This is a genomic window from Paraburkholderia sp. SIMBA_053 (assembly GCF_046534895.1).
GTDB classification, from domain to species: domain Bacteria; phylum Pseudomonadota; class Gammaproteobacteria; order Burkholderiales; family Burkholderiaceae; genus Paraburkholderia; species Paraburkholderia caledonica.
In genome coordinates this window covers 476,550-489,256 of the sequence record NZ_JAWRXU010000002.1, presented here as the reverse complement: position 1 = coordinate 489,256, position 12,707 = coordinate 476,550, and the positions used below count along the sequence as shown (strand labels likewise).

Here is a 12,707-nt window from a genome sequence, read left to right as displayed (position 1 = left end):
CGCAATAGTTGATGGTGTAATGCAATATAGGCGCATCAAAATTAAGGTGCAAGCGGGTTTACCAGAGAGATGATCGGTGAAGCTCCTAGCGCACGCTCTGCGGGTTTCGAGCGCTTAATAGTTAGTTGGACGATCGGACACAACCGCGTCGAGGTGCGCGGTCAAGCCCGGTTCTTTAGAGGGAGGATTGGAACCGCGGCGCTGACACCGAACGGCATTGCGTCGCTGGAAACGATCACGACAGATCGCGGATCGCGGAGCACGGAACAACAGAGGCCCGCATCGATGACAAAATCGACGCGCAGAAAAAAGCCGCAGACAAGCTGCGGCGAACAAACACACACGCCGAACGTTTGGGAACGCTGACGCCTGTTGAATCGTAGCCACGTTTGCGGGGCATGAACATCGGGTGTTTTGTATGAAAGCATGCGCTGCGCGCGTCAGAAGCTTGTGGCACGTGCGTGTCGGCGCAACTGGCTCTTCGTCAAGTCGCGAAAAAACAACGCGAAGCGCACGACGGTCCGCCCCATACATGGCAGGCGATGGAAGCGATCGCCGGTGGACGTCCGCGCAACAATGTAAAATCACACGCCGGTCGAATGCTGCAACCCCGCTGCAACCCTTATTCGCGCAGTCACCGCGATGCGCGTGTATCGCTTCGTCACCAGGCCACGCTGTGCGAACGTGCAGCACGGTTCCCGCGTGGCGTCTTTGGCTTCCATCCCGTTCGCAAGACTGCGGACGATTCCGAGTTCAGCACGAAATTGATTCGGCGCGACGACCAACGTGCTCGCACCGGTTGGTAAAACGCCAGCCGGTTCAACTTATTACTCAGGTTTCAATTTGACTCCACTTTCCGTCTACGTTCTCACATACAACAGCGAGCGTTATCTGGACAAGGTTCTGGCGGCCGCGAAGCGTGTCGCGGATGACCTGCTGGTCGTGGATAGCGGCAGCACCGACGCGACGCTGTCGATTGCGGCCAGACACGGCGCACGAACCGTGCATCGGCCGTTCGATAATTTTCGAACGCAACGGCAGTTCGCCAACGGGCTTTGCCTGCACGAAACCGTGATGTTTTTCGATAGCGACGAAATCGCGAGCGACGCGTTAATCGACGAAGTACTCGCACTGAAAGCCCGCGGTTTCGATCACGAAGCGTATGCCGTCAGGCGCGATTGGGTTGTCATGGGCAAGGTCATTCACGCGCTGATGCCGATCTCGTCGCCGGACTACCCGATCCGCATCTATCGGCGCGCCACGCTGCGTTTCACCGACCATAGCGTTCACGAAACGCTGACCGGTTACGAGAACTGTGGGCGAATCGAATCGCCGGTGGTTCATCGTACGTTTGAGACCGCGAGTGAGATGAAGACCAAGCTCGATCTGTACACGGACCTCGCCGCAACCGACCTGCTGGACAGAAGAGACCCGGCTCGCGTTCTGTGGCTCAAAAGCTGGTTCAGCCCTTTGGGCGCATTCCTGAAGTGGTACATCCGCAAAGGCAATGTCCGCGACGGTCGCATCGGCCTAACCCTCGCGCTTTACGCTTCGTCCTATACGCGGCGAAAGTATCGCAAAGCGCTCGTGCAACTCAATGCAAATCGTTGAGATGCTTTTTTCTATCGGCGCGTGAGAGCAGAATGAAAAGCCGCCGCCCACACTGAACCGTGCGATCTGCCCAGGATCGCACCCTGCCGACCGGGAGTTTCGTATGATCGGATCGATGAATACGTATTTCGACGTTCCCGGCGGCTTGCGCACGGGCACCGTCGGGCTGACTCTGGCTTTCGTCGTTTCCACCGCGGGCGCGGCGTCGAGCTGTCCGACAGTGATCACGACGCCGGGCGGCAGCGCATTCGACATGGCCTCGCTCATTTCGGACAACGGTTCGCCGGCAGCGGCGCTCGCGAAGCTGCGCTCGGTGTTGTCGAAGCTCGGCTGGGGAAGCCGCTGCAGCATGCTCCGAGACGTGGCCGCATGCGAGGAAACGGTTGAACTTGCGAAACGGGCAGTCGTCGCGCTCGAAGCCTGCGCCGGCTCGACGCCGCCCACGACGTCGCCCAATACGGGCGCCGACAAGCCGCGCGAACAAAGCGGTGACCGGGGCCAATCAGCACGACTCGGCGAATAAAGCCGTAGGCCAGGCTACCTGGCGATTCGCGCGATGCTCGTTGGTTGTTCTACCCACGCCATGCGCGACACGCGTCACTGCGATTCGTACTTCAGTCCGAGGCAGCGGCCGTACGTCGAAGCGCGGCTTCGACGGGCGTCGCCGCAAGCGGCGAACTATCCACATCCGCTGTTTCCACGACCACGCGTTCCAGCGCTCTGAACGGCGCGAGTAGCGCCTCGTCCGCGACGCTCGATGTAATGAGCCGCCAGTCGCGTTCGAGAGGAGTCCAGTGTTGTTGCCGCGAGCGGCCGAGTTTGTCGGCGTCGGCAAGCACGAGAACCTGCGCCGCGCGCCGGATGATGCAGTCTTTCAGATATGCCTGCTGCGCGCTGGCTTCGCACAGCCCGAATTCGGCGACCACGCCATCCGCGCCGAGAAACGCCTTGTCGACGCTCAAACGGCTCAGCGAAAGTTCGGCAAGCGGCCCGAGCGTGCTCATGCTCGAACTGCGCAAGTCGCCGCCGATCAGCGTCAGATGCACACCCGGAGCGTTCGCGAGTGTCATCACGGCAAGCAGATTATTGGTGACCACGTGAAGATCGACGCGCGAGCCGAGATGCCGCGCGAGCGCGGCGCAAGTCGTGCCGCCGTCGAGCAGCACCGTATCGCCGTCGTGCACATGCGCGGCAGCCGCCCGCGCAATCGCTTCCTTCTGCTCGCGCTGCGTCGCCTTGCGTTCCTCCAGCGACGCCTCCGGCTCATGCGAGCCGATCAGCGCGGTCGCGCCGCCATAGGTGCGCACGAGACGGCGCTGATTCGCAAGCGTCGTGAGATCGCGCCGGACCGTTGCCTCGGACACGCCGAGCGCGGCGCTGAGCTGTTCGACATTGGCGTCGCCGGTCACAACGAGATCGAGAATCGCGCGATGGCGCTCGGACGCTTTCATGGCTGTCATCTGCAGTAAAGAGGCTGCCGATCTTACACCACGGCCGCCCGCTATTTGCCCTGCTTCAGCCGCGCCGCGTGGCGAGTTCCGCGCCCTGGCGAAGTGCCTCGAGCAAGCTGCGCTCGTCGGCGATGCCCTTGCCCGCGATGTCGAATGCGGTGCCGTGATCGACCGACGTGCGGATCACTTCGAGGCCCACGGTCACGTTCACGCCGGCTTCGAGGCCGAGCACCTTCACGGGGCCGTGGCCCTGATCGTGATACATCGCGACCACGAGGTCGAAATCGCCGCGGCCGGCGCGGAAAAACAGCGTGTCGGCGGGCAGCGGCCCCGTCACATCGAGCCCGCGTTCCTGCAGCACTTTCACCGCCGGCACGATCTTCTCTTCTTCCTCGCCGTAACCGAACAGGCCGTTTTCGCCGGCGTGCGGATTGATGCCGCACACGCCGATGCGCGGCTTCGCAATGCCGGCCTTCACGAGCGTCGCGTTACCCCGTTCGATGGTGCGTTGTACGAGACCCGGCTCGATCTTGCGGATCGCGTCGATGATGCCGATATGCGTGGTCACGTGAATCACGCGCAGTTGCGGCGCGACCAGCATCATCGACACCTCGTCCACACCCGTGAGATAAGCGAGCATTTCCGTGTGGCCGGGAAACTTGTGGCCGCCCGCGTGCAGCGCTTCTTTATTCAGCGGCGCCGTGCAGATCGCGTCGATCTGCTTCGCCTCGGCGAGTTGAACCGCGCGCGCGATGAACTGATAGGCGGCGTCGCCCGCGACTGCCGACAACTGGCCGAACGGCATGTCGGCGGGAATCAGGTCGAGGTCGATGCAGTCGATCGTGCCCGGCTCGTAGCGCGCCTCGGCCGCTTCCTTGATACGGCGGATCCGGGCGTTGCCGCCGACGATCTCGTTCGCGCGCTCCAGCCGCCGCGCGTCGCCGATCACGAGCGGACGGCACTGCTTGTAGACGATGTCGTGCGCAAGGCTCTTGACGATGATCTCCGGGCCGACGCCCGCTGCGTCGCCCATCGTGATACCGATGACTGGAAGGTAATTGCTCATGATGTTTTGCCTGGTCCTTGATGTCTGCCTAACCTGCCCGCCTGATTGCGCCGATGCGGCGCTCAGGCTGGAGCGTGTGAGCCGGTTCCCGCGACCGCCGACGTTGCCGGCGCTTCGTGCAGATAGCGCCACGCGGCGAACAGCGCGTGATCCGTGCCGAAGGCGCCCGCCTTCGTGACGATACGCAAATGCGGTTGCGACGCGCGGGCTTCGACGGGCTTGCCTATCGCCACGCCCGGTTCGATCTCCGCAATCAGTTCTACACCGCTGACACCGACGGCACTCAGCATCGCGCGCGCGGTCTCGCCGCCCGTTGCGATCAGTCCGCCGAGCGCATCGAAGTGCGGCTCGACGAGCGCCGCAAGTGCCGTGGACAGCAGCGCGCCTTCGGCGGGATCGAACGCGTCGTCGCGGCCGATGCGCAGCAACAGATCCGCGCGCGTCGCGATCACCTCGCCGATCCGTGCCCGCCATGCGGGCCAGTCGGGATGACGCTCTCCGTCGCGCAGCATCGCGGGCGGTACGGTCAGTTCCGCCATGCCCGCGCGTTCGCGCAGCATCGCACACTGCCGCTCCGACACCGCCGAAAGACTGCCCACGAGGACCAGCACCGGCGCGTTTTCATCGCGCGATTGCGGTGGGCATTGAGTCTGTGCCGCGGGTCGGGCGTCGAACAGACCAGCGAGGCCCGCGATCTCGCGCGCGAGGCCGCCTGAGCCGACCCAGAACAGCGCCTCGCTCATCTGCGTCGTGACCTGAGCGAGCGTCGCTAAATCCTGCCTTGTCTCGGCGTCCACCACCAGTGCCTGCGTGCCGCTCGCTGCCACGGCCGCGATCCGCGCGGCGAGCGTGTCAGCACCTTCGCGCAACGCGTCGACTTCGAGTTGCGCAGTCGACAAGCCGGCTTCCGCCAGCATCGCGTGCAGGTCGGCGGCGCGACCGGGATTGTCGAGCTGCCAGGTGTCCGTCGATTCGAGCGGTTCGCCGTGCACGAACACGCGGCCGCCGCGCAACGTGCGACCCGTCGCCGGGAACGCAGGCGCGACGATCGCGAGGCCGGCTAGCGGCTGCAACGCGGCGACCTCGGCCGACCAGTTGCCGCGCAGCGTCGAGTCGATTTTCTTGTACAGACGCCGGCCCGGACCGCGCAATGTCTGCCACGCCGCCGCGCTGCGTTGCGCGGCCTCGGCTGGCGTGAGACGGCGGGTGTCGGTGTCCGCGGCGATCACGTCAGCCGCCTGTGCGTCGAGCCCATGCGCCGGCACGTCGAGCGTCACGATGGTGCGGTGGCCGGCGCTTGCAAAGCCGATCGCGCAATCTGCGGCGCCGGACAGATCGTCGGCGATGATCAGTATGCTCATCGCGCCAGCTCTCCTGCTTCGCGGCGAAGCTGCACGCGTTTCGCGACGGCGGCAGTGAGGATCGGAGAAAGGATCGCGGTCACCACGACGCACGCAGCCACGAGCAGTGTCGCGCTTTTAGCAGCCTCTGAGTAGACCGGGTTCGCCGCGGCGATCAGCGCCGGCACAGCGGCCGCATTACCTGCGGTATTCGCTGCCGCGACGCCCGCCACACCGGTGCCGCCCGTCAGACGATCGGCCAGATAAAGCGGAATGCCTGTGACGATCACAACCGCAATGCCGAGCCCGATGCCGAGGATGCCGGCCTGCCACACCTTGTGCAGATCGAGGCTCGCGCCGAGCGCCAGAGCGAAGAATGGAATCATGACTGGTACGGCTTTGCCGAGGAACGCGCGCATTTCGCGGTCCAGGTTACCCAGCAGCATGCCGAAAACCAGCGGCAGGATGCTGCCGACGAGCGTAGGCCACGGGAACGCCGACAGACCGGCGACGCCGAGCGTGACCATGGTCAGGAAGGGGCCGGATTCGAGCGACATGATGGTGTAGGCGCCCACGTCTTCCGAGCGGCCGTATTGGCCCATCAACGCCATGTAGAGCCCGCCGTTGGTGTCGTTCATCGCCGCGACGACGGCAAGCGTCGACAGACCGGCGAAGAGTCCGGACGAAATGGGCTGTTCGCCGAGGAAATGCCCCATCACGACGCCAATTACGATCGCGGCGCCAACCTTGGTGACGAACAGCGCGCCGCCTTTTTTCAGCAGATAAGGCGTGGCTTTGACGTCGATGCTCGCGCCCATGCAGACGTAAAACACCGCGAGAATCGGCAGCGCGCCGGTGAACAACGCGTTTGTGAACGAGCCGAAGAATTTCGGCATGCCCGGCAGGAAGGTCGCGACGAGCGCGCCTAGCAGCAACGGGACGATCATCATGCCGCCGGGTACGCGTTCAATGCCGCGCTTTATGTGTATTTGGGCCATACGAGTCTCCAGTCTGATCCGACCTGATTGATTTGGTCACTGATTTGATTGAAACAATCAGATTGCAGTGTACTTCTTCCGCGAAACTTGCGCAAATCAATCATTTGTGTGATCGATGTGAGCAGACAGAGACCCGGCGCGCGCGCCCAACGCGTTGTTGCGCATCTCGCTAACCAGCTGGAACTGCCCGCGCCGACGGCGCGAAACCTATGCTGACCACGTACACTGCGGTCAGCAACGGCAATCAAAAGGAGCGAGGTAAGCAATGACGAGCGCGGCGTTCTCCCCTGCAGGTTCTGACAACTGGCTAGAGGCGCGGCGCGATCCGGAGACGGGAATCGAAAGCCTGCGCGCGCATTTCAGCGGCCACGCCTACGATCCACACGACCACGACGACATGCTGGTCGGCTACACGGAACAAGGTGTACAGCGCTTCCGGTGCCGCCGCTCGCTGCATACGAGCGTCCCGGGCCGCGCGATCCTGATCGAGCCAGGCGCGTTGCACGACGGCCATGCGCCGGAAGCAGGCGGGTTCACTTACGCAATGTTGTATCTGCCGCAGACCTGGGTCGAACGCGCGACGCGCCGCCTGAACGTTCCCGGTCTCCAGCGGGTCGACGCGGCTTTCGCGCATACGCTGGTCGACGACAGCGGCCTTGTCGACGCCATCCGGCAAGCGTTTCTCGCGATCTACGGCAACGAAGGTCGACTGGCGCGCGACCAGACGTTGGATCGCCTCGTCAGGCGGCTCGGCGGTCACCTGGGCGATATGCCGATGACGGATAGCATGGCTATGTCGGCGACGATCGCCCGAGTCCGCGACTTCTTGCACGACCACATGGACGGCAACGTCGGACTCGATGAACTGGCCAGTATTGCGGGGATCGACAGGTTCCGGCTGACGCGTCTGTTTCAGCAGGCGTTCGGCACGTCGCCGCACGCGTATCTGGTCCGCCTGCGCCTGCGCGCGGCGCGCAGGCTGCTCGCAATCGGCCGCACACCCGCGGAGGTTGCCGCGGAAGTCGGATTCGCGGATCAAAGCCATCTTGGCCGCTGGTTTCGCCGTGCGTACCGGATGACCCCAGCCGCGTACCGGCGCATGTGCACGAACGTTCCAGACTGATTGCGCAGGCTCGCCGATCATGAGCGCCTCACCGAGGAGCAAACATGTTCGATACGAAAGTAGCGCTGATCGTGCGCGACGATCTCGCAGTCTGGCAAAAACTCAATGTAGCCGCGTTTCTCGCGACGGGTGTCGCCGCCGCGATACCGGACGCGCTGGGCGAGCCTTACGAGGATGCCGCCGGGCGCCGATATGGCCGCATGCTAGGTCAACCGATGCTGGTGTTCGCCACCGATCTTTCCGGGCTGCAAGCTGCGCATCGGCAAGCCGTCACGCGCGAACTCACGATCGTGCCCTACGTGCACGCAATGTTTTCAACCGGCCACGACGCGGCGAACCGCGAGGCATTTCGTGCGCAGGATGTGGCGAACCTGGACCTCGTGGGTCTCGCGCTGCATGGGTCCAAAAAGGCCATCGACAAAACGGTGAAAGGGCTGAAATTGCACTCGTGAGTCGGCGCGAGCGCCGGGCACCGGGAGGACCACGCGCGCCGCCCTCAGCCAATACGAAACACCGCGACCTGCCGGCTCAACTGCCGGGACTGCTCGTCGAGCAGTTGCGCGCACGCGCTCGCCTGCTCGACAAGCGCCGCGTTTTGCTGCGTGATCGAATCCATCATGGTGAGTGCCGCGTCCACCTGCTCGATGCCGGTGCGCTGCTCTTCGGCTGCGGTGGCCATTTCGCTCATCACTTCCCGAAAGCGTCCCGCTGCGTCCAGTACAACCCGGATCGCCCGTTCGGCGTGTATGACCAGCGTCGAGCCGTCGGCGGCGGCCCCCACGGAATCCGCTACCAGCACACCGATTTCCTTCGCCGCCGTCGACGCATGTTGCGCGAGAGAACGCACCTCTGCGGCAACGACCGCGAAGCCTCGCCCGTGCACGCCAGCCCGCGCCGCCTCGACGGCGGCATTCAATGCGAGGATGTTGGTCTGGAACGCGATGCCTTCAATGATCCCGGTGATGTCCGCGATCTTTCGCGAACTCGCGTCGATGCGCGCCATCGTGCTGCTCACCTCGTCGACGGCACGGTTGCCTTCGTTTGCGGCGGACGCCGCCTCGTGCGCGACGGTATGCGCTTCTTGCGCGCGCAGCGCGTTGCGCCGGACCGTCTCGGTCAGCCCGCGCATGCTCGCGGCTGTCTCTTCGAGCGAGGCAGCCTGCTCCTCGGTACGCGAGGACAGGTCGAGCGTACCGGCAGCGATCTCACCGGCGGCGGAGCCGATCGACTCGCAACTCTCACGCACCGTCGTGACCGTTCGCGCGAGCCGCGCCTGCATCTGTTGCAGTCCGTCGAGCAGTTGTCCCATTTCATCGGCACGATGACGGGCAACGGGACGGCTCAGATCGCCCGCCGCAATGGCATCGAAGTGCGCGAGCGCATCGCGAAGCGGCGCAACGATCGCACGGCGTAGCGCTAGCCAACTGAACGCCGCCGCGGCAATGCCGAACGCGAGCATCGCCGTCGATCCCGCAAAAAACAGCCTGAAATAGCGTTCCGCCTGGTCGTAGCTGCGCTTTGCGTTGGCATAGAGCGCGCGCTTGAGCGTGTCGTTTGCGCTGCTCATGTCATTAAACAGCTTGCTTAGCTGCGATGTACCGATCCGCTCGGCGGCGGACCGGTCGCCCGCCTTGAGAGCGTCGATGAACGTCCGCATGGCGGCACGCATTGCGTCGCGGCGCTGCCCAGCGGCGGCGATGAGCGCGGCTTCGCCCGCTTCGTGCGGCTCGGCAACGAAATTGCGCCACTCATCGTCCGACTGGGCAAAGAACTCACCCGCGTGGCCGATCTGCTCCCGTGCGTGGGCGCTGTCGGCGCTCGCCATCGCACCGCCGAGCACAAGGCGGGTGCGGGCGATCAGCAGCTCTGCGTTGCCGATGTGCACCGCCGCTGTCAGCTTGTTCTCATAGGTATCGCGTGTCGCCTCGTTCGCGCGCCATGTGCCTGCGAGGCCAAGCACGCCGATGGCCGTCATCAGCGCGGCGAGCAACGCCATGGTCAGCGCAATGCGCTGCTGCAACGAGATAGCTTTGCGCCGCCCGACAACTGCAGCCACGGGATCACCAGCACCGGACTCATCGGCCTCGTTCACGCGCTGTGAATCAGGAGCCGGTGCGACGGCCCCGACGGTGGAAATGGACAGCATGATTCAAACCTTTTGCTTTGTGAATACATGGATCTTGTCGTGCAGTGCCTGTCTCATTCGAATCCGACCCGACGAACGCCTGCTGCGACGGCTCGCGCCGAAGTGCTGCCCTGCTTACGCGGTATGCGTTCGCGCCATCGACTCGCGTGCCTCTCGCCGCCGGTTCCAGCCCAGCCAGACCGATAACAGCGCGATGAAAACGAAGACGCTCGACACGTTCGTGAAAAGGTCCGCAACCGGCAAATGCATCGCCAGCAACACGCCACCCAGCACCGAGCCGACCACCGAGCCAAGCTTGCCGACGCCGATAGCCGAGCCGACTCCCGCGGAGCGCAAAATGGTCGGATAGAGCATGCCGGCCACCGCATAGAGCGCGAACTGACTGCCGATCACGCATACGCCGCTCATGAACGACGCGCCATAAAGCCACAGTGCCGGCATCGGCATGCCGAGCGAGACGCAAACCGGGAGGCCGAGCAATGCGAGCAACAGGATCACCGCGACGCCATAACGGTCCACGCAGCGGCATAGCGCGAGTGCGCCGACTGTTCCGCCAACCGGAAACATCATGGCGGCTTTTGCCGCTTGCGCCGGTGGCAGCGCGCTCATGTTGAACAGAATAGGAAGCCAGTTCTGCAGGAAGTGAAGCGCCAGCGAATTCAGCACGAAAAGCGCCCACAGCAAAGGCGTCACGCGGACAAGGCCGTTGCCGAACAACGCGAATGGCGTGGCGCGGACACGCTGTTCGTCGTCGACGATATAGCGAACGGCTTGCTGATTACCGGCGGCCACCGAAGCGCCTCCGAATCGCGCTGCCGCCCCCAGGCGGCTCGCGATGCGCGCGATCTGCTCTGGCGCACGCCCTTTGAGGATCAGGAAACGGACAGATTCGGGCAACACGGCCAACGACACAATGGCTACCGCGACGGCCGCCACGCCGCCCACCTGAAAAAGGACGGGCCACCCGAAGCGCGGCAGCATCCACGACGCGATCGCGCCGCCACCGCCGGCGCCAATCGAAAAGCCCGAGAACATCAGCGTGATCCACGTCGCGCGGCGCGCCTTCGGCGCATATTCGGAGACGAGCGCGACGGTGTTGGGCACCACCCCGCCCATGCCAATTCCGGCGAGAAAACGGAGCGTTGTCAATTGATCCAGTGACGTTGCAAGGCTGCAGACGAACGTTAGTATTCCGAACCAGAAGACGCCATAAATAATCGTCAAACGCCGTCCGATGCGATCGCCCATAAAGCCGAGCAGCAACGAACCCACCAGCACGCCGAGAAGGCCGTAGCCGAACACATGGCCGAAGTCAGTGGCCTTGACGTGCCACGCGTGTATCAGGGTTGGCGCCGCATACGCAGCGGCAACCTGATCGTAGCCGTCGATCAGCACGATCACAAAGCACCATGCAATCAGACACAAAGAAAAGCCGCGCAGCTTTTGCCCCTCGATCAACGCGGTTATGTCGACTGCGGGTGCAACGGCGCGATCGTCCTTAGGGAGCACATTCATCGCGTGCACCTCACGAATCGCCCAACGCCGAGCGCATCTCCTTGAGGCGGGCGTCGTCCTGTTTGTGCTGGTCGCCGAATCGCGCCTTGTACAGTACCGCGAGCACCGTCGAGAAGATAGTGGCGAGCAGGAAGAGACCGGACGCCGCATAGAACATCTGTGAGAAAGGCAGATGCATCGACAGCAGAATCCCGCCGACCACCGGCCCCGACACTGAGCCGATCTTGCCGACCGAGATCGCGCTGCCCACCCCGGCCGAGCGGAACGACGTCGGGTAGATCATGCCCGCGACGGCGTAGAGCCCGTACTGCGCACCGACCACGCAGAAGCCGGTTGCGAACACGGCAAACATCAGCCACGCCTCGGACATGCCATGCCCGAGGAAAGCAACGACGGGGCAGCCAATCGCCGGCAGCGAGATGATCGCGAGCACGCCGTGACGATCGACGAAGCGGCACAGAACCAGTCCGCCCAGCACGCCGCCTACGGAGAACATGGTGGTGATGAGCCCGGCGCTCTGCGGATTGATACCGACGCCTTCCATCAGAATGGGTAGCCAGTTCTGCAGGAAGTACAGCGCCATTGAGTTCACGATGAACACAATCCACAGCAACGGCGTAATGCCACGCAGGCCGTCGGAAAAAATCAGCTTGAGGACGAAGCGCTTCTTCTCCTGGACTTCGCCGGGCACGAATTGCGCGTCGGCCGGAATTGCAAGTTCCGGACGCAGGCGCGCAACCAGCTTGCGCACCGTTTCGACACTGCGTTGGCGCACCACCAGCAGCTTCGCGGATTCCGGCAGCGTCAGCATCAGCACGATCGCGACCGCGAGCGAGCCGATGCCGCCTACGACGAACATCACCGGCCAGCCATAGCGGTGAATAAGGGCCGACGAAACGAGTCCACCCGAACCCGCGCCAATGGAAAACCCTGAAAACATCAAGGTCACCCACGTCGCGCGCAGCCGTTTGGGCGCGTATTCGGCGACCAGCGCCACCGAATTCGGCACCACGCCGCCCATGCCGAGACCGGCGATGAACCGCAGCAGCATCAGTTCATGCAACGAAGTAGCCCACACCGATACAAGCGTGAGCAGGCCAAAAAACAGGCTGCCCGACACGATCGCGCGCTTGCGGCCGAACCGGTCGCCGAGATAGCCGAAGATGAAGGAGCCGATCAGCGTGCCGAAGAGCCCTGCGCCGAACACCGGCCCAAAGCCGCCGCGCGCGACATGCCACTCCTTGATGATCGCGGGCGCAGCGAAGGAAACCGCCGTCTGATCGTAGCCGTCCATCAGCATGATGAGGAAGCACCAGAACAGCAGGCCAATGGCGAAACGTCCTGTCTTCTGCTCTTCTATGAGTGTCGAGATGTCGAATGTGCGGTCTGCTTGCATATGCGTCCCAAAGTGCCGATCAGACGGTGGCGTGCTGTGGCTGCGCGCCCCGCTTCTTTCT

The 12,707-nt window shown here is 63.8% G+C and carries 12 protein-coding genes; 5 read left to right on the top strand and 7 right to left on the bottom strand.

Annotation, left to right across the window (positions count from 1 at the left end; genetic code table 11):
• The first annotated feature begins 461 nt into the window (after positions 1-461).
• The 3 genes from SB753_RS08730 to SB753_RS08720 all read left to right on the top strand — a co-directional run bounded on the left by SB753_RS08730 (position 462) and on the right by SB753_RS08720 (position 2,134).
• Positions 462-806 (top strand): hypothetical protein, encoded by a 345-nt coding sequence (locus SB753_RS08730; protein ID WP_088174674.1) that lies wholly within the window; start codon positions 462-464, stop codon positions 804-806.
• Positions 807-843: 37 nt separating this feature from the next.
• Positions 844-1,611, top strand: coding sequence for a glycosyltransferase family 2 protein (locus SB753_RS08725; protein WP_027804257.1), 768 nt, complete (start codon positions 844-846; stop codon positions 1,609-1,611).
• Between the two features lie 103 nt (positions 1,612-1,714).
• Positions 1,715-2,134, top strand: a complete 420-nt coding sequence (locus SB753_RS08720) for a hypothetical protein (RefSeq protein WP_410799973.1) — start codon at positions 1,715-1,717, stop codon at positions 2,132-2,134.
• A gap of 91 nt (positions 2,135-2,225) precedes the next feature.
• On the opposite strand, the gene SB753_RS08715 is transcribed toward SB753_RS08720, so the two are convergent.
• From SB753_RS08715 to SB753_RS08700, 4 genes are all read right to left on the bottom strand, one after another.
• The gene (locus tag SB753_RS08715; RefSeq protein WP_214875582.1) at positions 2,226-3,062 is read right to left on the bottom strand and encodes a DeoR/GlpR family DNA-binding transcription regulator; all 837 of its coding nucleotides are present in this window, start codon (positions 3,060-3,062) and stop codon (positions 2,226-2,228) included.
• 64 nt (positions 3,063-3,126) lie between these two features.
• Complete coding sequence (gene pdxA / locus SB753_RS08710) at positions 3,127-4,128, bottom strand: 4-hydroxythreonine-4-phosphate dehydrogenase PdxA (protein WP_020065668.1); 1,002 nt, start codon at positions 4,126-4,128, stop codon at positions 3,127-3,129.
• 62 nt (positions 4,129-4,190) lie between these two features.
• A complete protein-coding gene (locus SB753_RS08705) occupies positions 4,191-5,489 on the bottom strand; it encodes a four-carbon acid sugar kinase family protein (RefSeq protein ID WP_410799972.1) in 1,299 nt (432 codons plus the stop codon).
• Entirely contained in the window at positions 5,486-6,466 is a 981-nt protein-coding gene (locus tag SB753_RS08700) for a 2-keto-3-deoxygluconate permease (protein ID WP_020065666.1), read from the bottom strand. Before SB753_RS08700 ends, SB753_RS08705 begins: the two co-directional genes overlap by 4 nt.
• Positions 6,467-6,731: 265 nt before the next feature.
• On the opposite strand from SB753_RS08700, the gene SB753_RS08695 reads away from it, so the two are divergent.
• Both SB753_RS08695 and SB753_RS08690 read left to right on the top strand, forming a co-directional pair.
• Entirely contained in the window at positions 6,732-7,589 is an 858-nt protein-coding gene (locus tag SB753_RS08695) for an AraC family ligand binding domain-containing protein (RefSeq protein ID WP_410799971.1), read from the top strand.
• A gap of 44 nt (positions 7,590-7,633) precedes the next feature.
• Positions 7,634-8,041, top strand: coding sequence for a DUF2000 domain-containing protein (locus tag SB753_RS08690; protein WP_087752193.1), 408 nt, complete (start codon positions 7,634-7,636; stop codon positions 8,039-8,041).
• Between the two features lie 44 nt (positions 8,042-8,085).
• On the opposite strand, the gene SB753_RS08685 is transcribed toward SB753_RS08690, so the two are convergent.
• From SB753_RS08685 to SB753_RS08675, 3 genes are all read right to left on the bottom strand, one after another.
• Entirely contained in the window at positions 8,086-9,735 is a 1,650-nt protein-coding gene (locus SB753_RS08685) for a methyl-accepting chemotaxis protein (RefSeq protein WP_410799970.1), read from the bottom strand.
• 114 nt (positions 9,736-9,849) lie between these two features.
• On the bottom strand, positions 9,850-11,250 hold the full coding sequence (locus SB753_RS08680) for an MFS transporter (protein ID WP_410799969.1): 1,401 nt from the start codon (positions 11,248-11,250) through the stop codon (positions 9,850-9,852).
• Between the two features lie 10 nt (positions 11,251-11,260).
• Positions 11,261-12,646, bottom strand: a complete 1,386-nt coding sequence (locus tag SB753_RS08675; RefSeq protein ID WP_204520612.1) for an MFS transporter — start codon at positions 12,644-12,646, stop codon at positions 11,261-11,263.
• Positions 12,647-12,707: the final 61 nt, after the last annotated feature.